Below are 26,102 nucleotides of genomic sequence, written 5' to 3' on the forward strand. Positions count from 1 at the left end.
GCGGGACCCGAGCGCGAGGGAGCTCCTCCCTCCGCCTCGCGCCGGGTCCTGCTGCTCGGGGGCGGCGAGGTCCAGCGGATCTGTCCCAACACCCTGCCGACGATCCCGCTGGAGACCTGACTGCGTTCGACAGCCATTGTTCCGCCATAGACGTCGGGACAAGCTGGGCCGTTCCAATCGGAGGGGTCCGCATGAAGAAGACCACGCTCATCCTCGCGCTTGCCGCCAGCCTGTGGGCGAGCGGCGCCAGCGCCATGACGGTTCAGGAGTTCCTGACCTCGGCCAATCGCATCCCGCGCAACCCGACCGCCCTGCTGCGATCGGACACGCGGCGGCTGATGAACGAGATCAACGGCGCCTTCAAAACAGTCGGCGACGAACAGAAGGCGGCGCAGGCGGCGAACCGACGCCCGGCCACCTGTATTCCCAAAGGGGCCAAGATCAGCCTGTCGCCCGACATGATCCTGAATCGCTTCAACGCCATCCCGGCGGCGCGGCGCAACATCAGCGTGACCCAGGCCGTGCGGGAATGGATGGCGGCGGAGCATCCCTGCCCGGCGTGAGCCGCCCCCAAGGCGTCGCTTGCCCTGCGGCCTCGACTCCCCATCTTCCGCCGATGCCGTTGCGCGCGCTCCTCTTGGCGGTCGCCCTATGGCTGGCCGCGTCATCGTCATCGCCCGTCCTGGCCTCGGCCATGACGGTGCAGCAGTTCATGGCCATCGCTGACCGGATCCCACGCAATCCCACGGCCGTTCTGCGGTCGGACACGCGCCAACTGATCGGCGCGGTCAAGCAGGCGGTGCTGACGGTCAAGGCCGAGCAGGCCTCGGCCATGCAGGCCGGTCGACCGCCCGCCACCTGTATTCCGCCCACCGGCACCGGGATCACCGCCCAGACCCTGCTGGCGCGCTTCAGCAGCCTGCCGGCGTCGCGGCGCAGCGACAGCGTCACCCAGGCCGTGCGCGACTGGATGGCCGAACGCTATCCCTGCGCGCCGTGAGCGCCGCTGATCCGACAGAGGTTTTCGGGACCGTCCACAGACGCCGTCGGCTGTCCACGACCAAGGCGGCGCCCGCATCTGACGCAGGGGTCGCTTACGGCTATGCGTAATCCGATGAACGCCTTCGCCCCCATGCCCTACGGAAACGACCAGGTCTCCGTCACGTCCATGCCCCACAACCTGGAGGCGGAGCAGGCGCTGCTGGGCTCGTTGATGTTCGACAACGCCGTGTTCGAGCGGCTGAGCGACCGGCTGCGCGGCTCGCACATGTACGAGCCCTTCCACCAGCGGCTGTTCGAGGCGATCGAGGATCATATCCGCCAGGGCCTGCTGGCCGAGCCTACCATCCTGATGGAGCGCTTCAAGCAGGATCCGGCCTTCCACGAGTTCGGCGGTCTGCGCTACCTGGCCGATCTGGTGGACCGTGCGCCCCCGGCGGCCAACGCGCCCGACTACGCTCGCGTCATCTATGACCTGGCCCTGCGCCGCGACCTGATCCGCATCGGCGGCGAGATGATCAAGGAGGCGCCCAACCCGGATACGCCCGCCGACGAACAGATCGAACAGGCCGAACAGACCCTCTATTCGCTGGCCGAGACGGGCAAGCCCTCGTCGGGCTTCGTCAGCTTCTCCACCGCCCTGGCCGGCGCCGTCGAAATGGCGGGCGAGGCCTATCAGCGCGAGGGCAAGCTGGCCGGTCTGGCCACCGGCCTGAACGACCTGGACCGCAAGCTGGGCGGTCTGCACCCGTCCGACCTTCTGATCCTCGCGGGCCGCCCGTCGATGGGTAAGACAGCCCTGGCCACCAACATGGCCTTCAACGTGGCCCGCGCATATCAGTGGGAGCCGACGCCCGAGGGCCGCAAGACGGTCAACGGCGGCGTCGTCGCCTTCTACTCGCTGGAAATGAGCGCCGAGCAGCTGGCCATGCGTATCCTGGCCGACGCGTCCGGAGTGTCCTCGGACAAGCTGCGCAAGGGCGAGATCGACGCCTCGGACTTCGGCAAGCTGCGCGACGCGGCGGTCGAGATCGGCGAGAGCCCCCTCTACATCGACGCCACCGGCGGCATCTCCATCTCCAAGCTGGCGGCGCGCGCGCGACGGCTGAAGCGGATGGAGCACGGCCTAGACCTGATCATCGTCGACTACCTGCAGCTGGTGACGACGGGCGAAGGCGGCGGACAGAAGAACCGCGTGCAGGAAGTGTCCGAAATCACCGGCGGCCTGAAGGCCCTGGCCAAGGAACTGGGCGTGCCGATCATCGCCCTGTCGCAGCTGTCGCGTCAGGTCGAACAGCGCGAAGACAAGCGCCCGCAGCTGTCCGACCTGCGTGAATCCGGCTCGATCGAGCAGGACGCCGACTGCGTCATGTTCGTCTATCGTGAAAGCTACTACCTGGGCCGGGCCGAACCGCGCGAGGGTTCCCCGGAACACCTGCAATGGCAGCAGGACATGGACCGGCTGCAAGGCCAGGCCGAGGTGGTCATCGGCAAGCAGCGTCACGGCCCCATCGGCATCGTCAAGCTGGCCTTCGACGCGGACACCGTCCGCTTCGGCAACCTGGCCTACGACGACCGCTACGGCAGCGCCTATGCGGACATTCCCGAATAGGGTCTCAAATCCGGTGGCGCCGCACGAAACTTGCGGCATAAGGGGCTCATGTCCCTCCCCGCCTCCCTCACCGTCGACCTCGGCGCCCTGGCGCGCAATTTCCACACCCTGCAGGGCCTGATCGGCGTGCCGGTCAATCCGGTCGTCAAGGCCGACGGCTACGGCCTGGGCGCCGCCGCGGTCGCCAGGCGGCTGATGACCGAGGGGGCCCGGACCTTCTTCGTGGCGCGGGCGGCCGAGGGCGTGCTCCTGCGCGAGGCCCTCGGGGCCGAGCCGGTCATCTATGTGCTGGACGGCTGTCACGGGTCGTCGGCGGCCATGATCAAGGCGGCGAACCTGCGTCCCGTGCTGAACCAACCCGGCCAGATCGAGGCCTGGACAGCGGCGGGCGGCGGGGCCTGCGGCCTGCAGTTGGACACCGGCATGAACCGGCTGGGCTTCCGCGTCGAGGACGCGCCCGAGCCGTTCGAAGGGCTGGAACTGGTCATCACCCATCTGGCCTGCGCCGATGAGCCGGCCCATCCGCTGAACCGGGCCCAGCGCGACGCCTATGCGGCGGCGGTGACACGCTATCCGGGCGTGACGCGGTCTTTCGCCAATTCCGGCGGCTGCTTCCTGGGCCCGGACTTCGCCTTTGACGTGGCGCGTCCGGGCATCTGCCTGTTCGGCGGCGGCCCTGAGGGCAAGCCCGACAGCCGCATCGCCCCGGTGGCCACGCTGAACGCCCAGATCATGCAGGTGCGCGACGTGCCGGCGGGCGAGACGGTCGGCTACTCCCAAGGCTATCGCGCCGAGGCGCCGATGCGCGTGGCGACCTGCGGAACCGGCTATGCCGACGGGGTGATGCGCAGCAACAGCCCGCACGGTCAGGTCTGGGTGGCGGGCGAGCTGCGCCCCATCCTCGGCCGGGTGTCGATGGACGTGCTGGCGGTGGACGTCACCGGCCTGGACGTCGTGACCGGCGACACGGTCGAGATCTTCGGCGCCAATCGTCTGGTGGACGACGCGGCGACGGCGGCGGGAACCATCAGCTATGAGTTGCTGACCTCGGTCACGCCGCGCGTGCCGCGCCTCTACGTCAGCTGAGAATGGCGACGAAACCGTCGATGACGGACCACGCCACCATCGACAGCAAAAGCGCCACCAGAGTGACCACCACGGTGTAGCCCAGCACCTTGTCTTGCGCGGCCTTCATCACGACGCCCAGCCCCAGATGCAGCAGGTAGCAGCCGTAGAAAGCGATCAGCACTCCGACCCAGGCCAGCGACGGAAACAGGTTGAACACGGCCCCGATCCAGGCCGGCGTCAGGGAATAGACGGCGACCTTCTGCGCCTGCAGCCGATCCTTCGTCGCGCCAAAGGTTGGCGCCAGGGCCTCGATCACCAACTCCAGCACCAGCGCCAGCAGCAGCCAGAATCCCCAGGTCGCCAAGGCGCCAATCAGGCCGCCCGTGATGGGCGTCCGTAGCACCAGACCGAAGAAATTGGGCGCCGCCACCTGCCCGCCGATCAACCCGGCGACCGGGCCGATCGCCGCCAGGACCATGGCGTAGCGGGCGAACAGGCTGCGCGGCGTGGCGAACTCGGCCTCGATCACCGCCCACTCCAGCTTGGGCCGAGTCAGGATGTATTTCACCCGCGCGATCAGGCCAGGGTCGATAACGGACGGATTCTCGGAAGACATGGCGGCCTCGGGCGGGGGGTGAATCGTAGCGGCGCTATAGCTTGGCAGGATGACGGCCATATGCGGCTCAATGCAACCCGCGCGCGTCGCCCTGCGTCAAAATCGGTCGCAGCCCTGCGCATCGCCCCTCGCCCGCGCCGCGATTCCTGCTAGGTCAGGGTCATGGCGCGCGACACCCTTCTCTATGTCTGTCAGTCCTGCGGGGCGGTTCATTCCAAATGGTCGGGGCAATGCTCGGCCTGCGGCGAGTGGAACAGCCTGGCCGAGGAATCGAAATCGGCCCCGCCCGGCGCGATGAAGCCCGCCTCGACGGCGCGCGGGCGCGGCCTGCAGTTCGAGACCCTGCAATCCGACACGCCCGAGCCGCCGCGCATCGTCACCGGCGTGACCGAGTTCGACCGCGTCTGCGGCGGCGGCGTGGTGCCCGGATCGGCCATCCTGCTGGGCGGCGATCCCGGCGTGGGCAAGTCGACCCTGCTGCTGGAGGTCACAGCCAAGGCGGCGCGGAACGGCGCCCGCGTGGCCTATATCTCGGGCGAAGAGGCCATCGAACAGATCCGCGCCCGCGCCAAGCGGATGGGCGTGGCCGACGCCGCCGTGTCATTGGCCTCGGCTACGGCGCTGCGCGAGATCCTGACGACGTTGAAGCGCGACAAGTTCGACATCGTCATCATCGATTCCATCCAGACCCTGTGGTCTGACGCGCACGAGGCCGGCCCCGGCTCCGTCACCCAGGTGCGCGCCTGCGCCGCCGAACTGGTGCGGCTGGCCAAGGACGGCGGGCCGGCCATCGTCCTGGTCGGCCACGTCACCAAGGACGGCCAGATCGCCGGGCCGCGCGTGGTCGAGCACATGGTCGACGCCGTGCTCAGCTTCGAGGGCGAGCGCGGCTATCCCTTCCGCATCCTGCGCGCGGGCAAGAACCGCTTCGGCGCCACGGATGAGATCGGCGTCTTCGAAATGAGCGACGTCGGCCTGCGCGAAGTGACCAACCCGTCGGCTCTCTTCCTGGGCGAAGGCAAGGAGCGAGCGCCGGGCGCCGCCGTCTTTGCGGGCATCGAAGGGTCGCGTCCGGTTCTGGTGGAGATTCAGGCGCTGGTCGCCCCTTCCGCCTACGGCACGCCCCGACGCGCGGTCGTGGGTTGGGACAATGGCCGCCTGGCCATGCTGCTGGCGGTGCTGGAGGCGCGCTGCGGCCTCGGTTTCGGGGACAAGGATGTCTATCTGAACATCGCTGGCGGCTTGCGCATCAGCGAGCCCGCCGCCGACCTGGCCGCCGCCGCCGCCCTGATTTCCTCGGCGCTGGACATGCCCCTGCCGCAGGGCTGCGTCGTCTTCGGCGAGATCGGCCTGTCGGGCGAGGTCCGCGCCGTGAATCGCGCCGAAGCCCGGCTGAGGGAGGCGAAGAAGCTGGGCTTCGACCGCGCCCTCGCCCCGTCTCAGGCCAAGGACAAGGTCAAGAAGGGCGACGTCGCCGTCACCGCCGCCGGCCTGCTGACCGAGGTGGTCGAGCGAATCTCGCAAAACCGCTATTGAGGCGGCCTCTCTTCCTCCAGCGATTGCAGCGCGTGTGACCGGCTACGACGTCTTCGTCATCCTTGTGCTTCTGGCCTCCGGCGCCGCCGGCTGGTTCCGGGGCGGCGTGCGCGAGCTGACGGCCTTCTTCAGCTTCTTCCTGGCCGGGCTGCTGGCCCTGATCACCCTGCCCTGGACAGCGCCGTTCGGGCGGTCGCTGGTCGATCCCGACTGGGCCGGATCGGTTCTGGCCGTGGGGCTGACCTTCCTGATTCTCTATTTCGGCCTGCGCCTGCTCGGCACGGCCATTTCCAAGGGCGCGCGCGGCAACGCCCTGGGCGCCTTCGATCAGGTCTTCGGCCTGGCCCTCGGATTGGTGCGGGCGCTGGCGCTCGTGGGGGCGGTCCACCTGACCGTCATGGGGGTCATGACCGACAATCCCCCGCGCTGGCTGACCCACGCCGCCTTGGCCCCTGTCAGCGAAGGGGCGGCCAAGTCCATCCAGATCGTGCTGCCGACGCTGGGCAAGGGCGCCGACGCCCTGACGCCGGTCGTCGGTTCTTCCGTCCGCGAAGGGTTTTCCGATCAATGAGCCTTGCCCCGGCCCCAATAGCGGACTACGTGCGCGGCGCCACCGCCTGAGTTACCCTGTTCCCGGTCATCGGAGCCTGACGATGCGCCACCATATCGCCGATCCCATCGTACACCGCGAACACTGGCGCGAGCCAGAGGACGATCAGCTTCGGCTGGAGTGCGGCGTCTGCGGCGTCTGGGGCGCGCCCGAGAACGAGGCCTCCTCCATCGTCGCCCTGGGCCTGCACGCCCTGCAGCATCGCGGCCAGGAAGCCTGCGGCATCGCCAGCGTCAGCGATGAACGCTTCTACACCGAGCGCCATCAGGGCCTCGTCGGCGAGGCCTTCGGCAACGCCGAGCTGACCACCCGCCTGCCCGGCGGCGCCGCGGTCGGCCACACCCGCTACTCCACCGCCGGCGGCAGCTTCCTGCGCAACATCCAGCCGATGTTCGCCGATCTGGACCAGGGCGGCATCGCCATCGCCCACAACGGCAACCTGACGAACTTCAAATACCTGCATAGCCAACTGGTCTCGGAAGGCGCGATCTTCCAGTCCACCTCGGACTCCGAGGCCATTCTTCACCTGATCGCCCGCAGCCGTAAGGCCAAGATCGTCGACCGCTTCATCGACGCCCTGGGCCGGATCGAGGGCGGCTACGCCCTGGTCGCCCAGACCCGCTACAAGATGATCGGCGCCCGCGACCCGCTGGGCATCCGCCCGCTGGTGCTGGGCAAGGTCGGCGAGGCCTGGGTGCTGGCGTCCGAGACCTGCGCCCTGGACACCATCGGCGCCACCTTCATTCGCGACATCGAACACGGCGAAGTGGTCGTGATCGACGAGGACGGCCTGACCTCGCTCAAGCCCTTCCCGGCTCGCGCCGCCCGTCCCTGCCTGTTCGAATATGTCTATTTCGCCCGCCCCGACAGCGTGGTGAACGGCCGCTCGGTCTATAACGTCCGCAAGGAAATGGGCCGTCGTCTGGCCCGCGAGTTCCAGGTCGAGGCCGATGTGGTCGTGCCGGTGCCGGACTCCGGCGTGCCGGCGGCCCTGGGCTATGCCCAGGAAAGCGGCATCCCCTACGAAGTGGGCATCATCCGCAGCCACTATCTGGGCCGCACCTTCATCCAGCCCAGCCAGGGCGCGCGTCAAAAGGGCGTGCGCATGAAGCACAGCCCCAACCGCTCGGCTCTGGAAGGCAAGCGCGTCGTCCTGATCGACGACTCCATCGTGCGCGGCACCACCTCGCTGAAGCTGGTGCGCGCCGTGCGCGCGGCGGGCGCCAAGGAGGTCCACCTGCGCTCGGCCAGCCCGCAGATCCTCTTCCCCGACTTCTACGGCATCGACATGCCCGAGCGGACGCAGCTGATGGCCGCGACCCATACGATGGACGAGATGCGCGCCATCCTCGAGGTCGACTCCCTGGGCTTCCTGTCCATCGACGGCCTGTATGACGCCATGGGCGCGGGACCGCGCGATCCGGCCCAGCCGCAGTTCACGGACCACTATTTCACGGGCGACTATCCGACCCGGCTGGTGGACCGCGAGATCGAGGAAGGCGGCCGCGACGCGAAGGGCGGGCAACTTTCCCTGCTAGTGACCGCTTAAGGCGGTATGATCCAACTCGGCTACTTCACCCTCGACACGCCTGACATCGAAAGGGCCCGCGCCTTCTACGCGGGTCTGTTCGGCTGGACCTTCGACGAAGAAGCCTCGCACCCGACCTACGCCCACGTCAGCGACTCCAACCCCGCCTTCGGCATCACCAAGGGCGAGCACAGAGCCTTTCCCCACCTCTACTTCCGCGTGGACGACATCCACGCGACCTGCACGCGCGTGAGAGAGCTGGGCGGACACGCCGCCATGCCGGCCGAAAGCCCGTCCGGCCTGTCCGCGGTCGTGGCCGATGATCAGGGCGTCAGCTTCAGTGTGTGGCAACCGGCGCCGGGCTATTGATCCGGCAAGGCTGAGCCTTTCAACCCGCGACAGGGCGCGCTATCAGCGGACCATGTCCGAACACGCTTCCCTTCCCCTCGCCAACCGCATCGCCCTGGTCGTCGGCGCCTCGCGCGGCATCGGCTATGAGACCGCTCTGGCCCTGGCCAAGGCCGGCGCCCATGTCGTGGCGGCCGCCCGGACGCAGGGCGGTCTGGAAGAACTGGACGACGCCATCTTCGCCGCCACCGGCCAGCACGCCACCCTGGTCCCGTTTGACCTGGTGGACGGCGGCGCCATCGACCGTCTGGGCGGCGCCCTGTTCGAGCGTTTCGGCAAGCTGGACATCTGGGTTCAAGCCGCCGCGACCATGGGGCCTTCGGGTCTGACGCCCGTCGCCCACGCCGAGCCGCGTGAGTTCGCCAAGATCGAGAAGATCAACTTCACCGGCGTCTATCGCCTGATCCGCTCGCTGGAGCCGCTGCTGCGCGCCTCGGACGCCGGGCGCGCCATCTATCTGACCTCGAGCCTGGCGACCAACCCGCGTGCCTTCTGGGGCATGTATGCGGCGACCAAGGCCGGGGCCGAGAACCTGGTCAAATGCTGGGCCGACGAGATCGAAAGCACCCCGGTCCGCGTCGCCGTCGTGGATCCGGGCCGGATGCGCACCCAGCTGCGCGCCCAGGCCTTCCCCGGCGAAGACCCTCAGACCCTGACGCATCCGTCCGAAATCGGCCCCCTGATGGTCGAACTGGCCCGCCCCGACTTCACCCCGCCCCTGACCGTCAGCTTCAAGGACTGGAAGCACGGCCTGTCGGCGGACGCCCTGGTCTAGGACAGAGACCATGTCGATCCAGTCGCCGGGGGGCCGACTTTCAGGACCGACGACACAATCCGTTCGACTGACGGCTGCGCCGCGTTCCGGCCTGGTCGCGCGCGCGACGCCCTATGGGGATATTCTGGCGTTTCTGGCCTCGGTGCTGGTGGTGCTGATCTATTCGCAGTCCTGGGCCGCGCCGATGACGGGCTATGGCGTCCGCTCGGCCGACTTCCTGCGCAACGGCTACTATCCTGCCTACGCCCTCGCGGTCGGGCTGGTGCTGATCCGGCCCGGCACGGCGCTGAAAGCGCTCGTCCGCTCGCCTCTGCTGATCCTGCTGCTGGCGCTGACGGCGGCCTCCTTCCTGTGGTCGATCAGCCCTGACGTGACGCTGCGCCGGGTGATGGCCCTGCTGTTCACCACCCTGGGCGGCGTGGCCCTGGCGTCGCGCTGGCGCTGGACCACCCTGACCGAGATCTTCGCCACCGCCATGGCGGTGATGATGGCCGCCTCTCTCTTCCTCGGCGCCCTGATGCCCGACTGGGGCCGGATGCATGAAATCTTCCCCGGCGCCTGGCGCGGCCTGTGGCTGGAGAAGAACGCCCTGGGCGAGAACATGGGGCTGGCCGCCCTGTTCATGACGGCGGCGGCGATCATGGTCCCGGCGCGACGGCGCCTGTGGCTGATCTGCGCCGCCATCGCCTCGGCCCTGGTGATCCTGTCCACCTCCAAGACCGGATTGGTGGTGCTGATCCTGTCCTTCGCCAGCATGGGCTTCGTCGCCCTGGTCAAGGCCGGGCCAAAGCGCGCCATTGTCGGCACCTGGCTGGCCGTGGTGGTCCTCTGCGCCGCCCTGCTGGTGGTCGTGACGCGCAGCGACCTGATCTTCGACCTGCTGGGCAAGGACGCCACCCTGACGGGCCGCACTGAGATCTGGAGCGGCATCCTGCATCAGATGCAGCAGCGGCCCTGGACCGGCTTCGGCTATGGCGTGATTTGGGACGACGCCTCGCCGGGCGGTCCCGCCGCCTGGATCGCTCATGAAGCCAAGTTCAGCGCCGCCCACGCCCACAGCGGCTGGCTGGAGGTCTATGCGGCCCTGGGCATTCCCGGCGTCATCCTGCTGGGCGCCTGGATGGTCGAGATGTGGGGTCGATCGCTGTGGGCCGCCTACGCCCGGCCCTCGGGCTGGCTGCTGATGCCGATGATGACGGCCTATACCCTGACCATGCTGACCGAGAGCATCACCATGAACTGGCACAATCTGCGCTGGGTGCTGTTCGTCGCCCTGGCGCTGAAGGCGGTCATCGGCGATCAGGACGCCCCACCGCGCGCGATCCCGCCCTCTACCCGCACGCGACGGCCGCGCCCCTTCTAGGCGGCGACCACCAGTTGCGCCGTCATGGCCGTGTGGAAACGACAGTAATAGGCGAAGGTCCCGGCCGTCCGCATCACCGCCGTCCCGGTCGCGCCGGGCGGCAGGTCCACGTCGAAGGCCTGGTTTCGGGCCGTCGCCGTATGGCGGAACAGGTCCCGGTTGACCCAGGCCACAGTGTCACCGACACGCACGCCCGTCGGCGCCGCCCCGAACTTCATCTTGTCGATGATGACCGTGTGCGTCCGGGCGGCGGCGACCGCCGGGAGCGCCGGCGCGATCGCCAACGCTCCCGCCGTCATCAGGAGCCGTCGCCGGGAGAGCCGCTCCGATTTCGGATCAATGGAATTCATGGGCCAGATGCTCGGCGTGGGCCTGATGCTGCTGGAACAGCTCCAGCCCGGTCTGCAGCAGAGACTTCAGCTCGGCGTTGTCGGCCTCGAGGATCAGGGTCTTGCGCAGCGCCTCGTTGACGGTGCGGTGATAGGCGACCTCGTTGTCGACATAGGCCTTGTCGAAGGCCGCGCCGGACAGCCCGGCCAGCCGCTGACGGGTGGCCGCCGCTGCGTCGCTGAGCGATGCGCTGGTCGGATTGGCCTCCGGCGTGACGTTCAGGCGGGTGACGAGGGCCAGGGCCTGCTGGTTCACCGCCGCATGGTCGCGCTGCATGGTCTCGGCGAAGGCGCGGACCTTGGGATTGGTGGATTTCTCCAGCGCCTGCTTGGCCGCGTCGATGTCCAGTTGCCCGGCGGTATAGGCGATGTGCGCGATCTGGGGGTCGGTCGGTCCGGCGTTCTGGGCCAGGGCGGGCGCCAGAGGTGCGAACATCAGGAGGCCGGCCAGCAGGAGGGCTTTCGACATGGGTTTCTTCCTTTGCTGCGACGGCTTGACCGCCGTCGTCTCCGCATTGGACTTCAAACGGCGGGAAAGGTTCCCGAGGGGGCCAGCCGCCCTTCCCGCTCCATTCGCGCCAAGACCGCCTCGGTGATGCGGGCGCAGCGCGCGCCGAGGAAGGGAAAGACCCCGACCATGGTCGCGCCCAGTTGGGCGTCCAAGGCCTGACGCAGCAGGCGGCGCGCGCGGTGCAGCCGGGTCTTCACCGTCTCGGGCTTGAGCTGCAGATTGGCGGCGGTCTCCTCGACGCTGCATTCCTCGATGTCGCGCATGATGAAGACCATGCGGAAGGGCGCCGGCAGATCGTCCACCGCCCGTTCGATCAGGCCCCGGATCTGCATCCGCGCCGCATCGACCTCAGGACTGCCGCCGCCGAAGGCGCCGACACCGAAGGCGTTGGGAAAAGGGATCACTTCGGCCTGCTGGGCCTGTTCGACCACATCCAGATCCACCGTCGGGCGACGTCTCCGCACCCGGTCTCGGGCTTCGTTGAGGACGATGCGGGTCAGCCAGGTCAGGATCCCGGCCTCGCCGCGAAAGCCGCCGATGGCCGCAAAGGCGCGGGCGTAGGCTTCCTGCAGCACGTCTTCCGCCTCCGCGTCGTCGCTGACCACGCCCCGGGCGATACGGAACAGGCGTTGGTTGCCCTGCTGCATGATGGCGCGAAAGGCCTCGCGGTCGCCGGCCTGGGCCAGACGCACCAGGTCGGCCTGATCCAGCGCGGCGTAGTCGTTCGGTTTCCGCAAACTCATGACGTGCTCCATCCGCAGGCTTGGACGCACGATGGGGCCTCAGGGTTCCCGAAAAGACAAAGGGCGAGCCGTCGTCGCCGACCGCCCGCCCTTCAAACTGTTCCGGCTGCCCGTGAGGGCGGCCTACTTCTTCGGCGCGTGCTTCTGGCCGGTGCGGACCCGGCCCGAGCGCGAGACCTGGCGGGCGCCGCCGCGCGCGCCCTTCTGGATCGCGATGCTTTGGCCGGCCTTCTTGCTGGAGCTGGCCTTCAGACCGCCCAGGGCCTTCACCTTGGGCTTGATGCCCGACTTCTTCTGCTCCAGCGCCTTGCCGGGCAGGTTCGACAGGGCCTCGGCGGCCTTCTCGGCCTTCAGCACCTTGCGCGGCGCGGTCTTGGCGTCGCCCTTGTAGCGTTCAGGACCGGACTTGGCGCCGCCCTCGGCATAGGGGTTGGCCGAGCCGGACTTGACCGTCAGCCGGATCGGCGTGCCGGGCAGGTCGAAGCTCTCGCGCAGGCTGTTCACCAGATAGCGCTGATAGTGCTCGGGCATGTCCGACGCGCGGCTGGCCATCAGCACGAAGGTCGGCGGACGGGCCTTGGTCTGGGCCATGTATTTCGGCTTCACGCGCTTGCCGTTGACGGCGGGCGGCGGGTGCCTCTGGGTGGCCATGGCCAGCCAGGTGTTCAGGTCCTTGGTCTTGACCTTCACCGACCAGGTTTCATAGGCCTTGATGATCGCCGGCATCAGCCGCTCGACGCCGCGTCCGTTGTGCGACGACAGGGCGACGAAGGGCGAGCCCTTCAGCTGCGGCAGCTTGTTCTCGGCCAGGGACTTGAGCTCGGCCATCTTGGCCTGAGGCTCTTCTTCCAGGTCCCACTTGGACGCGACATAGACCAGGGCGCGGCCTTCGCGCTCGACCAGGTCGGCCAGTTGCAGGTCCTGGGTGTCGAAGGCGTCGTCCTTGTCCATCACCAGCACGACCACCTCGGCGAAGGTGATGGCGCGGATGGTGTCGGCGACCGACAGCTTTTCCAGCTTCTCCTGGACGCGGGCCTTGCGGCGCATCCCGGCGGTGTCGACGAAGCGGATCGCCCGGCCTTCGTATTCCCAGTCGACCGAGATGGAGTCGCGGGTGATGCCGGCCTCGGGTCCGGTCAGCAGGCGGTCCTCGCCCAGCATACGGTTGATCAGGGTCGACTTGCCCGCATTGGGACGGCCGATGATGGCGATGCGGATCGGCTTGTCCGGCTCATCGACCTCTTCGATGAAGATGTCGGCCGAGGCCGCCAGCAGGGCCTGGTACAGGTCGGCCATGCCCTCGCCGTGCTCGGCCGAGATGGCGACCGGCTCGCCGAAGCCCAGGGCGTGAGCTTCGCCGACGCCGCCGCCGCTTTCGCGGCTTTCGGACTTGTTGGCCAGCAGGATGATCGGCTTGTGCACCTTGCGCAGACGGTCGGCGAAGATGCGATCCAGCGACGTCACGCCCTCGCGGGCGTCCATCATGAACATGACCACTTCGGCGTCGTCGAGCGCGGCCTCGGTCTGCTCGCGCATCCGGGCTTCCAGGCTGTCGTCGGTGACGTCTTCGTAGCCGGCCGTGTCAATCAGCGTCAGATCCATGTCGCCGATATTGCCGTCGGCATAGCGACGGTCACGGGTCACGCCCGGGCGATCATCGACCAGCGCCAAACGCTTGCCGACGAGTCGGTTGAACAGTGTCGACTTGCCCACGTTGGGCCGGCCGACGATGGCGACTTTTAGAGCCATGTCGGCTTTCTAACTCAAATTCAGGAAAAAGATCAGCGGATGCTGACCAGTTGGCCCTCGTCCGTCAGGACGTAGAGGGCGCCGTTGTAGGCGGCGGGGGCGATATAGGCCGCCGCGCCCAGTTTCAGGCTGGATTGCTGCGCGCCGGTCTTCGGATCAAAGGCCACGACCTCGCCGTCCGAATTGACCAGCACCAGACGATTGGAGGCCAGGATCGGGCCCGACCAGACGGGACGAACCGTCTTCGCGCCCATGCCCAGGAAGCCGCCTTCGTTGCGGACGCGGCCCTCGTTCAGGTCGCGGGTCCAGTAAACCTGGCCGCTGTCGCGGTTGACCACGGTCAGTTCGCCCGCCTTGGACACGACATAGACCACGTCGCCGACCGGCAGGGGCGCGTTCACGCCGGCGACCGGCAGGGACCACTTGGCCTGGCCCGAGCGGATGTCCATCGACTGAAGGACGCCCGACTGGCTGATGGCGTAGACGAAACCGCGGCTGACCACGGGGCGTCCGGCGATGTCGCGAATCTCGGACAGGGCGCTGGTGCGGCTGGTGCGCGACAGGACTTCCTGCCAGACCGGCTGACCGTTCGAGGCGCGCAGCGCCACCAGTTCGCCCGAGGAGAAGGGCGCCAGGACCGTGTCGCCGCTGACCGCCGGGCTGGAGGCGCGCATGATGCGGGCCGGCTCGGAGATGCCGCGATAGGACCAGTCCTGCTGGCCGTTGTTGACGTTGAAGGCCACCAGTTGGTTGTCGACGTCGATGACGAAGACGCGCTGGCCGGCGACCGTCGGCGCGCCGTGAATCGGCACTTCGACGCTGGAGCGCCAGACCTGGGCGCCGGTGGCCGCGTCAAACGCCGTGACGCTGCGATAGCCCGAGGACACGAAGACCTTGCCGCCGCTGACGGCCACGCCGCCGCCGAAGCCGCCGCCGGTCGAGCCGCCGCCGATGCCGATGCCCAGGATGCGGTTGCCGCGGTCGCTCTCGTCGACCTTGACGCTGGCCTTCCACAGGACCGCGCCCGTGCCGGCGTCCACCGCCGTCACGCCGGCTTCGCCGTCCAGGACGAAGATCTTGCCGTTGTCAGCGACGACCGGGGCCATGACCTGGCGCGTGCGGCTGGAGCCGACGCCGATGTCGCGCTTCCAGGCGATGGAGAAATCCTGGGCCGCGATGACGTGCTCGACCGAGTTTTCGGCATTGCCGCCGGGCTGGGTCCAGGCGGTCGCCGCCTGGGGGCCCGGCAAGAAGAAGTCACGGCCCGACAGGGCGGCGGACGGCGCCAGCTGCTGTTCGAACTCCAGGATCGAGATGCGTTGGCCTTCGGTCGCCTTGGCGACGTCTTCCTTCTGTCCACCCAGACCGAACGGCAGGGCGTTGCGCACCGTGCCGCAGGACGCGACGGTCATGGCCAGACCGCACAACAGGGCGACTTTCAGCGTTCGATTCATGGAGGGCGTCCTGAAAGCGTCGATTACGGGCGAGCGGCGGCGGGAGCCGCCTCGGCTTGTGCGGGAGCCGGCGATTCGGCCGGAGCGGCCACGGCGGGCGCCGCGGTCGGGGCCGGAAGGGCGACGGCGGCGCGGACGATGGCGGCCAGGCCGGCGGCCGTGCCCGAATCAATCGCCTGCACCCCGGCCTGGGCGCGCTGACGAATGTCGTCAGGCACGTCCTGGCCCAGTTGCAGTTGCACGAAGGCTTGACGCGCCTCGGCGGTCTTGCCGTGTTGAAGCTGGGCCATCGCCAGGGCTTCCTGGGCGAAGACGTGCAGCGGGCGCTTGTCGTCGGCCAGCGGCTCCAGACGCTTCTGAATGTCTTCCAGCGAGGCCGTATCCATCAGCAGGAAGGCGGCCTTGATGGCGGCGGCGTCGGCGATGATCGGGTCGCCGGCGGCCTTGGCGGCCTCGTCGAACAGCTTGACCGCATCCTGGGTCTTGTTGGCCGACACGGCGATTCCGGCCTGCTGCATCATGGCCAGCGCCTTGTAGGCGCCGTTGCCCGACTTGGCGGCTTCGGCGAAGGCGGTGTCGGCGCCCGACGGGTTGTTGGCCTGAAGGGCCTCCATGCCGCGATCATAGGCGGCCGAGGCCTTGTCGGCTTGGTTCGTCACATAGCTCTGCCAGCCCCACCAGGCCAGGGCGGCGACCAGGGCGACAGCCAGAAGGCCCGCGCCGATCGGCAGCCAGGTGCGAGCCATACGCTTGTATCGATCGGAGCGAAGCTCCTCCTCGACCTGTTCGAAGACATCAACCACGAAACGTCGCCCCAAAAACCGCTGCCAAGACTGGTCGCTAAACCGGCGCGACCCTAGAGGGTCGTCGTCGCGCCCGCAACGCAGGCGTTTACGCCGCGACCGGAAATTACAGCACTAGGTCGCGACTTCGGCAGGAAAACGGCGCTCAGATCTGCTGGGACAGTTTCACCACGCCCGCCGCCAGCAGGGCGACCAGCACCCCGGCCGTGGCCCAGAACAGCTGCATCCCGCCCATCGAGCCCAGGTCCATGCCGGTCAGACCGACTCGATCCATCAGCGACTGCATGGCCAGACCGCCATCCACGCCTGCCATCGTCAGCCTTTGCGCCACGGGCTCCGCGCCTGCGGATGCGGACACTGACGACGAGGCGAAGTTGAAATCGACGCTCAGGACCTCGCGCACGGCGATGACGCCGCCGATGAGGCCGGCGACCGACAGGGCCGCCGTTCTGAACCGCGACGACTTGTTCAGCTTGGCCGCCAGATCAGCCTCGAACAGCGCCGAATCGGCGAAGGCCGGGGCCCGCGCGAACAAGCGCTCGATGGCAGGGTCGAATTCATCAACCGACATGGGACGCGCTCCCGTGAGCAGCCGGCCCCGGCTCGAGCCGGACCCGAAGTTTATCCAGACCACGCTTGACATGAGATTTCACCGTTCCAAGCGGCAAATTAATGGCGGTCGCGATTTCCGGATGCGACAGGCCCGCCCCATGACACAGGGACACGCACAGCCGCTCCGCTTCTGTCAGCCCCTTCAACGCCTCGTCCAGATCCATGCGGCCGACGCTGTCCACGTGGGGCGCGACCTCATCGGATTCCAGCTCCGCGACATAGCGGGCGTCCTTGGACCGCCGCTTCAGATACAGGCGCGCCGCAATGCGCTTGATCCAGGCGCCGAAGGTCCCCTCCCCCCGAAACTCGGCGCATTTCTCGAACGCCAGCAAAAAGGCGTCCTGGGCCACGTCGTCGGCGAGGGCGGGCTGCGCCCCCATCCGACGCAGCAGACCGCGCACCGCCGGGCTGTGGCGACGCACCAGTTCCCCGAACTCGCGCCGCCCGCCCGCCGCCGACAGGGCGGCGAGCTCGACATCGTGCAGATCGCGTAAAGGCTTGGCCATGACGGTCTCCCCTCCCGTCCCGCCTCAACCCTTGTTCTTGTTGAAGATGCTCAGGACGATGAAGGCCAGACCGATCATGCCCGGAACCGCCGCGCTGCCGGCGATCGGATAGAAGGCGTCCATCTCGGCGAAGCTGACCATATAGCCAAACAGCGCCACGCCCAGGCTGACCGCCAGCAGGATGACGCCGACCCGCAGGTCGCGCGCAGCCGTCGCCGGCGCCTTGATATTGTCCTTGCTCAACGAGTCGATGACTTCCGGCGGCAGCGGCTGGCCCTTTTCAATGGCCGAGCGCAGGGTCGCCTGCATCTCCTTGCGTTCCTTGCTCTTCAGCCAGGCCGGCACGAGCACGATCGCGCCGATCATGATGAAAAACGCGATGGGAATGAATTCTTCCGCCATGGGTTTCGCCCCTTCTTGAACAGTGGAGCCGAGCGTGACGCTGCGGCCTTCTGATAACAAGAGGCGGCGATCACGCCGATCGGATGCAGGATCGCACATGAACTCTTTGTAAGGCAGGCGCGGACGTCACCACACCGTGACTCGACAGGGCGCGGACGCGGGTCGAGCGTCGAACGCGACTTTACCGGACAGGGCTTCCCATGACGCAGATCACCTATCGCATCGTCCCCCATGACGGCGGCTGGGCCTACAAGCTGGGCGACAGCTTCTCCGAGACCTTCGCCACGCACGAGGCCGCCCGCGCCGCCGCCGTCGCCGTCTCGCGCGAGCAGCAGGTGCCGGACCGCACCTCATGGATCGAATATGAGGACGTCACGGGCCGATGGATCACCGAGCGCGCCGACGGCCATGACCGCCCGCAAACTGAAGTCGAAGACTAGCCTCCGAAGGCCTCGGCGTAGCGTTCCGGCTTGAACCCCACCAGGGTCCGGCCGTCGCCCAGGTCCAGCACCGGCCGCTTGATCATCGACGGCTGGGCCAGCATCAGGACGACCGCCTTGTCGGCGTCGATGTCGGCCTTATCCGCGTCCGACAGCTTGCGGAAGGTGGTCCCGGCGCGGTTCAGCACCGTCTCCCAGCCGTGCTCGGCGATCCAGCGTTCCAGATCAGCCTTGTTCGCGCCCGCGACCTTGTAGTCGTGGAAGGCGTAGTCCACGCCCTGCCCGTCCAGCCAAACGCGCGCCTTCTTCATCGTGTCACAGGCCTTGATGCCGTGCAGGGTGATGGTCATGGCGGCGCTCCTCGCATGGTGAGGGGCGCGATCTCGCATCGGGAGGCGGAGGGGTCAAATTTCCGCTTTCTGGTTGGGCTCAGATGTCTGCTTTCGACCCTTAGCGGACATTGACGTTGCTGATGCGCCCGGCGACACTTTGGGTAGGGAGAGGGCGATGCGGACATTTCTGACTGCACTGTTCTGTCTAGGCTTCGTGGCCGCGCCCGCCGTAGCCTACGCCTGCATGCCCCCGCCCGATTATCGCGAGCGATGGCAGGAATACGAAGATCAGAACCTACTTCGAGCGACAGTGTTGTTCCGGGGCGTCATCGAGGACTTGCAAGAGTCCGAAGGTCGTTATGGCGACGTCACGATGGTGATCCACCGGACCCGGTCCTTCTGGGGGCGAGGGGCACCGAAGCGGATCGTCATTCCGCGCGAGTATTTCTCGAACTGCGCCCGCGGAAACCTGCATGCTGCCGTTGATGGATATGGGGAGTTCCTGGGCCTGCCGGTCGTGCACAATGGCCTTGGCGTGACTCTGCTTGGCCGCGCCGAAGATTCCTCGGCACCATGGGACTTCGTCATCCTCGTCGACGGCGCTCCAGATACCCAGCGCGTGCTGCGCCGCTTCAAGGAACTGAAGCAGGCCCAATGACTAGCGAATGGCTACTCCCCCTCGCGGACGCTTGGAACGTCTGCTGCCGACTCGCATGGCTCTGAAGGAGACGCGCATGAAGCTCTACGCCCACCCCTTCTCGTCCTACTGCCAGAAGGCGCTGATCGCGCTGTATGAAAACGACACGCCGTTCGAGTTCCGGCTGCTGGAAGGCGAGGCCGCCTTCGCCGAACTGGCGGCGCTGTGGCCGGTCCGGAAGTTCCCGGTGCTGCAGGACGGCGATCGCACGGTGCTCGAGGCTAGCGCTATCATCGAGCATCTGGCCGTGCATCATCCCGGCCCGGTGCGCCTGATCCCCGCCGATCCGACCGCCGCCGTCGAGGTGCGGATGATGGACCGGGTGTTCGATCACTATATCTCGACGCCGCAGCAGAAGCTGGTGGCCGACGCCCTGCGGCCAGAGGGCGACCGCGATCCCTATGGCGTGGCCGAGGCGAAGCGGATGCTGGAAACGTCTTATGCGTGGCTGGACGAGCGGCTGGCAGGGCGTGAATGGGCCACGGATCACGGCTTCAGCCTGGCCGACTGCGCCGCCGCGCCCGCGCTCTTCTACGCCGACTGGTCGCATCCGATCGACGCGCGGTTCGCGACGCTGAAGGCCTATCGCGCCCGGCTGCTGGCCCGGCCGCCGATGGCCCGGGCGGTGGACGAGGCCCGGCCTTACCGCGCCTATTTCCCGCTGGGCGCGCCAGACCGGGACTGACGCGGGATCAGGCCGCCTTCTGACTCCACAGATCGAGATCGCTCTCGCGCCCGATCAGGGCCAGGCCCGAGGCGATGGATTCGAACTCGCCGCCCGTCTCGATGCGCTCGGCGCCGAAGCGGCGGATGAAGATGTCGCGCACCGCCGGCACGAAGGAGGTGCCGCCGGTCAGAAAGACGCGGTCGATCTGCGCGCCGTCCAGACCCGACTGGGCCATGGCCTCGTCCACGGCGGCCTCCATGGCCTGCAATTCCGGGGCGATCCAGCCTTCGAAGTCGGTGCGCTTGACCGGCTTCTCGATCCGCACCGATCCGGCATGGAAGGAGAAGACCGCCTCCTCGTCCCGCGACAGGGCCTCTTTCAAGCCGGACACGGCGCGATACAGGGCGTAGCCGTGGTTGTCGTCCAGCACCTCGATCAGACGTTCGATCTTCTCAGGCTCCAGCGCCGTCGAGGCCAGGCCGCGAATGTCGCGCATGTCCTTGGACGCTCGCAGCAGGGCCAACTGATCCCAGCGGGCGAAGGCGCTGTAGTAGCGTTGCGGGATCGGCAGGCGGTTGTCGAAGGCCCGGTACAGACTGCCCTTGCCCAGTTCCGGCGAGACCAGCTGGTCGATGATCCGATAGTCGAAGGCGTCGCCCGCCACGCCGACGCCCGACCGCGCCAGAGGCGTCGAACGCAGGGCGCCGTCGGCTCGCTCGAACCGCACGATGGAGAAGTCGCTGGTGCCGCCGCCGAAGTCAGCGACCAGGACATTGGCGTCCTGCTTCAGTTCCCGCGCAAAGAAGAAGGCCGCGCCGACGGGTTCGTAGGCGTAGCGGATGTCGGTGAAGCCCAGGCGGGCGAACGCCGCCTCATAGCGCTCCAGCGCCAGGGCCTCGTTGGGATTGCCCCCGGCGAAGGTCACAGGCCGTCCGACGATGATGCGCGGCGGCAGGGCGTCCATCGCCCCGTCGGCATGATGCTTGAGCCGCAGCAGGAAGGCCGACAGCAGATCCTCGAACCGATAGCGACGGTTGTCGATGCGGGTCTCGGTAAAGGCGGCGCTGGCGGCGAAGGTCTTGAACGACTGGATGAAACGGGTGTCCAGCGGGTCCTCGACATAGGCGTCGATGGCCCAGGGCCCGGCCTCGATGACCCGTTCGGGCGATCCGCCGTCGCGCGCCTCGTGCAGTTGGAAGCTCAGCGCCGAGCGGAAGGCGAACAGGTCCTTCTCCTCCGCCTGGAACCGCACCAGGGTCGCCGGGCCGTCGCCGTGGGTCAGCGACACCACCGTATTGGTCGTGCCGAAGTCGATGCCGATGGTGGCGGGCGTCGCGGACGTCATGGGAAAACCTGCGGGGAGAAGGGTCGGGGTTCGTAGTCCCCTGCCCGCTGGCGTCAAGGGCAAGCGTGGAAAAGGAGGCCCGCCTGGGTCACAGTGCCGGGATGCGCGATTCGTCCTCCTCGGCCCCCAGCTTCTATGAGTTCTTCGCCGGCGGCGGCATGGTCCGCGCTGGTCTGGGGCCGGATTGGTCGTGCCTGTTCGCCAATGATTTCGACGCCAAGAAGGGCTTTTCCTATCAGGCCAACTGGGGCACGGGCGGCGAACTGACGGTGGGCGACATCCGGGCGCTGGAGGCCGCGCAGTTGCCGGGGACGGCCGATCTGGTCTGGGGTTCCTTCCCCTGTCAGGATCTGTCGCTGGCGGGCGTCGGCGCCGGGCTGGAGGGCGAGCGGTCCGGCACCTTCTATTCCTTCTGGAAGCTGATCCACGGCCTGATCGAGGACGGCCGCGCGCCCCGCATGGTGGCGGTCGAGAACGTCTGCGGCGCCCTGACGTCGCACGGCGGCAAGGACTTCGAGGCCATCTGCCACACCTTCGCCGAGGCCGGCTATCGCTACGGCGCCCTGGTCATCAACGCCGACCTGTTCGTGCCGCAGTCGCGCCCGCGCCTGTTCGTCATCGGCGTCCACGCCGAGGTCGAGGTCGCGCCCGAACTGCTGTCGCCGGAACCGATCGAACCCTTCCACACGCGGGCCCTGCGCCGCGCGGTCGGGAGCCTGCCCGACGACGTGCGCGACAGCCTGCTGTGGTGGAACGTGCCGACGCCGGAGCGGCGCATCGCCACCTTCGCCGACATCATCGAGGAGCGCCCGACCAGCGTCGCCTGGCACAATCAGCTTGAGACCAAGAAGCTGCTCGACATGATGTCGCCGGTCCATCTGGCCAAGGTCGAGGCGGCCAAGCGCGCCGGACGCCGCATGGTCGGCGGCGTCTATCGCCGCACCCGCGTGGACGAGACCGGCGCCAAGGTGCAGCGCGCCGAGGTCCGGTTTGACGACGTGGCGGGCTGTCTGCGCACCCCCTCGGGCGGATCCAGCCGTCAGGTCATTCTGGTGGTCGAGGGACGCCGCATTCGTTCGCGCCTGATCTCGGCGCGCGAGACGGCGCGGCTGATGGGGCTGAAGGACAGCTATGTCCTGCCCCGGCAATACAGCGACGCCTATCACCTGACCGGCGACGGAGTGGCGGCGCCGGTCGTCCGGCATCTGGCGGAACATGTGTTCGAGCCGCTCGCTCTGGGTGGGGTCACGGCCATCGACGGCGTTCAGGCCGCCTGACCCCAGCCTTCAATCGACAGGACGGACGAGCATGACAGCGTGGCGTTTCTGGATTGATCGTGGCGGCACCTTCACCGACATCGTCGCACGCGCGCCGGACGGGGCGCTGCAGACCGGCAAGCTGCTGTCGGTCAATCCCGAGCAATACGCCGACGCCGCCGTCGAGGGCATCCGCCGCATCCTGAACGCCGCGCCCGGCCCGTTGGCCGCGGGCCTGGTGGACGAGGTGCGGATGGGCACCACGGTGGCGACCAACGCCTTGCTGGAACGCAAGGGCGAGCCGACCCTGCTGGCTATCACAGCGGGGTTCGGCGACGCGTTGAGGATCGGCTGGCAGGCGCGGCCTGACCTGTTCGTGCGCCACATCGTGCTGAACGATCAACTCTATGATCTCGTGGTCGAGATCGACGAGCGGGTGACCGCCGACGGCGCGCTGGATCGTCCGCTGGACGAGGCCAAGGCGCGGGCCGACTTCGCAGCGGCCTATGCCTCCGGGCTGCGCGCCATCGCCATCGTCCTGGTCCACGGCTGGCGCTTCACCGCCCACGAGACGCGGCTGGCCGAGATCGCGCGCGAGGTCGGGTTCGAGCAGGTCTCGGTCAGTCATGAGGTCGGCGCCCTGATCAAACTGATCGGGCGCGGCGACACCACGGTGGCGGACGCCTATCTGTCGCCCATCCTGCGGGCCTATGTGGATCGGGTCGGGGCCGACTTGGGCGAGGCGACGCCGTTGCAGTTCATGCAGTCGTCAGGCGGGCTGACGGCGGCCGACGCCTTCCGGGGCAAGGACGCCATCCTGTCGGGACCGGCGGGCGGCGTGGTCGCCATGGCCGAGACGGCCCGGGCCGCCGGGTTCGACCGCGTCATCGGCTTCGACATGGGCGGCACCTCGACCGACGTGTCCCACTTCGCGGGGGACTATGAGCGGACTTCCGACGCCGTGGTCGCCGGGGTGCGGCTGCGGGCGCCGATGTTGAGCATCCATACCGTGGCCGCAGGGGGCGGCTCTATCTGCCGGTTCGACGGCGGGCGGCTGCGGGTCGGGCCTGAGTCAGCCGGGGCCGTGCCGGGACCGGCCGCCTATCGTCGCGGCGGGCCGCTGACGGTGACGGACTGCAACGTCATGCTGGGCAAGCTGAACCCCGACTTCTTCCCCGCCGTCTTCGGCCCCCACGCCGATCAGCCGCTGGACGCAGACGCCGTGCGGACGAAGTTCGAGGCGATGGCGGCCGAGGTCACGACCGCGACCGGCCGCGCCGTCACGCTCGGAGAACTGGCCGAGGGTTTCGTCACCATCGCCGTGCAGAACATGGCCGAGGCGATCCGCTCGATCTCGATCCAGCGCGGCTATGACGTGACCCGCTATGTGCTGAACTGCTTCGGCGGCGCGGGCGGGCAGCACGCCTGTCTGGTCGCTGATGCGCTGGGCATGACCAGGGTGCTGCTGCATCCCTTCGCGGGCGTGCTGTCGGCCTATGGCATGGGACTGGCCGAGGTGCGCGCCATCCGCCAGACGACCGTCGCCGCGCCGCTGGGCGCCGATCAGGACGCCGGCCTGAACGACCGCATCGCCGAACTGGCGACCACGGCGCGGGCCGATCTGGAGGCCCAGGGCTTCGCCGCCGACGCCGTCTCTACCCTCGCGCGGGCCGAGATCAAGTTCGCCGGATCGGACACGCCTCTGGTCGTGCCCTTCGGCCCCGCCGCCGCCATGGCCGAGGCGTTCGCGGAGATGCACCGCCGCCGCTTCGGCTTCTTCGCCGAGGGCAAGGCCCTGGTCGTCGAGACGCTGGAGGTCGAGGCTGTCGGACGCTCCGATCAGGCGCCGACGACGTCGCTCGCGGCCAGCGCCGCCGAACTGGCCTCCGTCGCCCGCCTGACCGTCCGCATGGCGGGCGAGGACCGTGACACGCCGGTCTATCGCCGCGACGCCCTGACGCCCGGCGTCGCCGTCGACGGCCCCGCTGTCCTGCTGGAGGACACCGGCACCACCGTGGTCGAGCCGGGCTGGCGCGCCTCGGTCGATGCAGCGGCGAACCTGCTGCTGCAACGGGTCGTGCCCCTGCCCGCCCGCACCGCCATCGGCACAGACGTCGATCCGATCATGCTGGAGGTCTTCAACAGCCGCTTCATGGCCTGCGCCGAACAGATGGGCGAGGCCCTGCGCGCCACCGCCTATTCGGTGAACATCAAGGAGCGGCTGGACTTCTCCTGCGCCGTCTTCGACGCGGGCGGCGCCCTGATCGCCAACGCCCCGCACATCCCGGTCCACCTGGGCTCGATGGGCGAAAGCATCCGCACGGTCATCGCCTCGCGCGGCGACGGACGTGACGGCAGGGGCATGAAGCCGGGCGACGTCTATATGCTGAACGCCCCCTACAACGGCGGCACCCACCTGCCCGACATCACTGTCATCATGCCGGTCTTCCTCGACGCCGACGACGCCCCCGCCTTCTTCGTCGCGGCGCGCGGCCACCACGCCGATGTGGGCGGGATCACGCCGGGGTCCATGCCCGCGAACTCGCGCAGCGTGGACGACGAAGGGGTGCTGATCGACGACTTCCTGCTGGTGAACGCCGGGACGCTTTGCGAGGCCGAGACCCGCGCCCTGTTCGCCTCCGGTCCCCGGCCGTCGCGCAATATCGATCAGAACCTGGCCGATCTGAAGGCCCAGGTCGCGGCCTGCACGCGCGGCGCCGACGAACTGATCCGCATGACCGGCGAGTTCGGCCGCACCGTCGTCGCCGCCTACATGGGCCATGTTCAGGACAACGCCGAAGAAGCCGTCCGCCGCGCCATCGCCGCCCTGAAACCCGGTTCCTTCGCCTATGAGATGGACGACGGCGCCGTCATCCGCGTCCGCATCGACGTGGATGTCGCCAATCGCAGCGCCGTCGTCGATTTCACCGGGACCAGCGACCAGCTGCCGACCAATTTCAACGCGCCGCTGTCGATCGCGCGGGCGGCCACCCTCTATGTCTTCCGCACCCTGGTGGACGACGCCATTCCGCTGAACGAGGGTTGTCTGAAGCCGATCGAACTGATCGTGCCCGAAGGCTCGATGCTGAACCCGCGCTATCCGGCCGCCGTCGTCGCGGGCAATGTCGAGACCAGTCAGGCCGTGGTGGATGCGCTGTACGGCGCGCTCGGCGTCCTGGCCTCCAGCCAGGGGACGATGAACAACTTCACCTTCGGCGACGAGGCGCGTCAGTATTACGAGACCATCGCCGGCGGCTCGGGCGCCGGGCCAGGCTTTGACGGGACCAGCGCAGTCCAGACCCACATGACCAACAGCCGCCTGACCGACCCGGAGGTGCTGGAGACCCGCTTTCCCGTCCTGCTGGAAGAGTTCTCGATCCGGCGTGGTTCGGGCGGCGCCGGGCGCTGGCAGGGCGGCGACGGGACGGTGCGGCGCATACAATTCCTGGAGCCGATGACCGCCGCCATCCTGTCCAACCACCGCCGCGTGCCGCCCTTCGGCGTCGAGGGCGGCGGGCCGGGCGCGGTCGGGGTTAATCGGGTCGAGCGGGCGAACGGCGCGGTCGAGCCTCTGGCCGCCACCGCCGAGGTCGCCATGCAGGTCGGCGACGTCTTCGTCATCGAAACGCCCGGCGGCGGCGGCTTCGGCGCGAAAGACGCTTCCTGAGCCGACCGAACCGC

General features: G+C 68.3%; 27 protein-coding genes. 15 read left to right on the plus strand and 12 right to left on the minus strand.

What is annotated here, in order from left to right; all coding sequences use genetic code 11:
• Window positions 1-191 precede the first annotated feature (191 nt).
• The 4 genes from AC3IS2_RS08425 to alr all read left to right on the plus strand — a co-directional run bounded on the left by AC3IS2_RS08425 (window position 192) and on the right by alr (window position 3,697).
• On the plus strand, window positions 192-563 hold the full coding sequence (locus AC3IS2_RS08425; RefSeq protein ID WP_489197168.1) for a hypothetical protein: 372 nt from the start codon (window positions 192-194) through the stop codon (window positions 561-563).
• Between the two features lie 53 nt (window positions 564-616).
• Entirely contained in the window at window positions 617-1,000 is a 384-nt protein-coding gene (locus AC3IS2_RS08430; protein WP_489197170.1) for a hypothetical protein, read from the plus strand.
• A 114-nt stretch (window positions 1,001-1,114) separates the two neighbouring features.
• Window positions 1,115-2,611, plus strand: coding sequence for a replicative DNA helicase (locus AC3IS2_RS08435; RefSeq protein ID WP_489200127.1), 1,497 nt, complete (start codon window positions 1,115-1,117; stop codon window positions 2,609-2,611).
• 48 nt (window positions 2,612-2,659) lie between these two features.
• Window positions 2,660-3,697: an alanine racemase gene (gene alr / locus AC3IS2_RS08440; RefSeq protein WP_489197172.1), complete on the plus strand. Its 1,038-nt coding sequence runs from the start codon at window positions 2,660-2,662 to the stop codon at window positions 3,695-3,697.
• On the opposite strand, the gene AC3IS2_RS08445 is transcribed toward alr, so the two are convergent.
• A complete protein-coding gene (locus tag AC3IS2_RS08445) occupies window positions 3,690-4,295 on the minus strand; it encodes a Yip1 family protein (RefSeq protein WP_489197173.1) in 606 nt (201 codons plus the stop codon). The genes alr and AC3IS2_RS08445 overlap by 8 nt on opposite strands.
• A gap of 162 nt (window positions 4,296-4,457) precedes the next feature.
• Between AC3IS2_RS08445 and radA the strand changes: the two genes are divergently transcribed.
• From radA to AC3IS2_RS08475, 6 genes are all read left to right on the plus strand, one after another.
• Window positions 4,458-5,831, plus strand: a complete 1,374-nt coding sequence (gene radA / locus AC3IS2_RS08450; RefSeq protein WP_489197174.1) for a DNA repair protein RadA — start codon at window positions 4,458-4,460, stop codon at window positions 5,829-5,831.
• Between the two features lie 34 nt (window positions 5,832-5,865).
• Window positions 5,866-6,402 (plus strand): CvpA family protein, encoded by a 537-nt coding sequence (locus tag AC3IS2_RS08455; protein WP_489197175.1) that lies wholly within the window; start codon window positions 5,866-5,868, stop codon window positions 6,400-6,402.
• A gap of 82 nt (window positions 6,403-6,484) precedes the next feature.
• Window positions 6,485-7,990, plus strand: a complete 1,506-nt coding sequence (purF, locus tag AC3IS2_RS08460) for an amidophosphoribosyltransferase (RefSeq protein ID WP_489197176.1) — start codon at window positions 6,485-6,487, stop codon at window positions 7,988-7,990.
• Between the two features lie 6 nt (window positions 7,991-7,996).
• On the plus strand, window positions 7,997-8,338 hold the full coding sequence (locus tag AC3IS2_RS08465; protein WP_489197178.1) for a VOC family protein: 342 nt from the start codon (window positions 7,997-7,999) through the stop codon (window positions 8,336-8,338).
• 52 nt (window positions 8,339-8,390) lie between these two features.
• Window positions 8,391-9,152, plus strand: coding sequence for an SDR family NAD(P)-dependent oxidoreductase (locus AC3IS2_RS08470; RefSeq protein ID WP_489197179.1), 762 nt, complete (start codon window positions 8,391-8,393; stop codon window positions 9,150-9,152).
• A 10-nt stretch (window positions 9,153-9,162) separates the two neighbouring features.
• Window positions 9,163-10,515, plus strand: a complete 1,353-nt coding sequence (locus tag AC3IS2_RS08475; protein WP_489197180.1) for an O-antigen ligase family protein — start codon at window positions 9,163-9,165, stop codon at window positions 10,513-10,515.
• Here AC3IS2_RS08475 and AC3IS2_RS08480 read toward each other — a convergent pair.
• From AC3IS2_RS08480 to AC3IS2_RS08520, 9 genes are all read right to left on the minus strand, one after another.
• A complete protein-coding gene (locus AC3IS2_RS08480; RefSeq protein WP_489197182.1) occupies window positions 10,512-10,814 on the minus strand; it encodes a cupredoxin domain-containing protein in 303 nt (100 codons plus the stop codon). The genes AC3IS2_RS08475 and AC3IS2_RS08480 overlap by 4 nt on opposite strands.
• A gap of 37 nt (window positions 10,815-10,851) precedes the next feature.
• The gene (locus AC3IS2_RS08485) at window positions 10,852-11,373 is read right to left on the minus strand and encodes a DUF4142 domain-containing protein (RefSeq protein ID WP_489197184.1); all 522 of its coding nucleotides are present in this window, start codon (window positions 11,371-11,373) and stop codon (window positions 10,852-10,854) included.
• A 53-nt stretch (window positions 11,374-11,426) separates the two neighbouring features.
• Window positions 11,427-12,158, minus strand: coding sequence for an RNA polymerase sigma factor (locus tag AC3IS2_RS08490; protein WP_489197186.1), 732 nt, complete (start codon window positions 12,156-12,158; stop codon window positions 11,427-11,429).
• A gap of 123 nt (window positions 12,159-12,281) precedes the next feature.
• The gene (gene der, locus AC3IS2_RS08495) at window positions 12,282-13,907 is read right to left on the minus strand and encodes a ribosome biogenesis GTPase Der (RefSeq protein WP_489197187.1); all 1,626 of its coding nucleotides are present in this window, start codon (window positions 13,905-13,907) and stop codon (window positions 12,282-12,284) included.
• Between the two features lie 32 nt (window positions 13,908-13,939).
• Window positions 13,940-15,361, minus strand: a complete 1,422-nt coding sequence (locus AC3IS2_RS08500) for a PQQ-binding-like beta-propeller repeat protein (RefSeq protein WP_489197188.1) — start codon at window positions 15,359-15,361, stop codon at window positions 13,940-13,942.
• A gap of 23 nt (window positions 15,362-15,384) precedes the next feature.
• Complete coding sequence (locus tag AC3IS2_RS08505) at window positions 15,385-16,107, minus strand: tetratricopeptide repeat protein (RefSeq protein WP_489197189.1); 723 nt, start codon at window positions 16,105-16,107, stop codon at window positions 15,385-15,387.
• A gap of 202 nt (window positions 16,108-16,309) precedes the next feature.
• Entirely contained in the window at window positions 16,310-16,735 is a 426-nt protein-coding gene (locus AC3IS2_RS08510) for a hypothetical protein (RefSeq protein ID WP_489197190.1), read from the minus strand.
• Window positions 16,725-17,282: an RNA polymerase sigma factor gene (locus tag AC3IS2_RS08515; RefSeq protein WP_489197192.1), complete on the minus strand. Its 558-nt coding sequence runs from the start codon at window positions 17,280-17,282 to the stop codon at window positions 16,725-16,727. Before AC3IS2_RS08515 ends, AC3IS2_RS08510 begins: the two co-directional genes overlap by 11 nt.
• A 24-nt stretch (window positions 17,283-17,306) precedes the next feature.
• Window positions 17,307-17,684, minus strand: coding sequence for a DUF6249 domain-containing protein (locus tag AC3IS2_RS08520; protein ID WP_184267804.1), 378 nt, complete (start codon window positions 17,682-17,684; stop codon window positions 17,307-17,309).
• 200 nt (window positions 17,685-17,884) lie between these two features.
• On the opposite strand from AC3IS2_RS08520, the gene AC3IS2_RS08525 reads away from it, so the two are divergent.
• Window positions 17,885-18,124 carry a DUF2188 domain-containing protein gene (locus tag AC3IS2_RS08525; RefSeq protein ID WP_489197193.1) on the plus strand — a complete coding sequence of 80 codons (240 nt, stop codon included), beginning with the start codon at window positions 17,885-17,887 and terminating at the stop codon, window positions 18,122-18,124.
• Here the strand turns inward: AC3IS2_RS08525 and AC3IS2_RS08530 are convergent.
• Complete coding sequence (locus tag AC3IS2_RS08530) at window positions 18,121-18,474, minus strand: ArsC family reductase (RefSeq protein WP_489197194.1); 354 nt, start codon at window positions 18,472-18,474, stop codon at window positions 18,121-18,123. The two genes, AC3IS2_RS08525 and AC3IS2_RS08530, sit on opposite strands and share 4 nt — an antisense overlap.
• 157 nt (window positions 18,475-18,631) lie before the next feature.
• Here AC3IS2_RS08530 and AC3IS2_RS08535 point away from each other — a divergent pair, with 157 nt between their 5' ends.
• On the plus strand, window positions 18,632-19,114 hold the full coding sequence (locus AC3IS2_RS08535; protein WP_489197195.1) for a hypothetical protein: 483 nt from the start codon (window positions 18,632-18,634) through the stop codon (window positions 19,112-19,114).
• A gap of 76 nt (window positions 19,115-19,190) precedes the next feature.
• Window positions 19,191-19,838: a glutathione S-transferase family protein gene (locus AC3IS2_RS08540; protein WP_489197197.1), complete on the plus strand. Its 648-nt coding sequence runs from the start codon at window positions 19,191-19,193 to the stop codon at window positions 19,836-19,838.
• A 7-nt stretch (window positions 19,839-19,845) separates the two neighbouring features.
• On the opposite strand, the gene AC3IS2_RS08545 is transcribed toward AC3IS2_RS08540, so the two are convergent.
• Window positions 19,846-21,165: an Hsp70 family protein gene (locus tag AC3IS2_RS08545; protein ID WP_489197199.1), complete on the minus strand. Its 1,320-nt coding sequence runs from the start codon at window positions 21,163-21,165 to the stop codon at window positions 19,846-19,848.
• Between the two features lie 101 nt (window positions 21,166-21,266).
• Between AC3IS2_RS08545 and AC3IS2_RS08550 the strand changes: the two genes are divergently transcribed.
• Complete coding sequence (locus tag AC3IS2_RS08550; RefSeq protein ID WP_489197201.1) at window positions 21,267-22,442, plus strand: DNA cytosine methyltransferase; 1,176 nt, start codon at window positions 21,267-21,269, stop codon at window positions 22,440-22,442.
• A 31-nt stretch (window positions 22,443-22,473) separates the two neighbouring features.
• Window positions 22,474-26,088, plus strand: a complete 3,615-nt coding sequence (locus AC3IS2_RS08555) for a hydantoinase B/oxoprolinase family protein (RefSeq protein ID WP_489197202.1) — start codon at window positions 22,474-22,476, stop codon at window positions 26,086-26,088.
• Window positions 26,089-26,102 lie beyond the last annotated feature (14 nt).

This window comes from Brevundimonas sp. KH_025 (assembly GCF_057839885.1).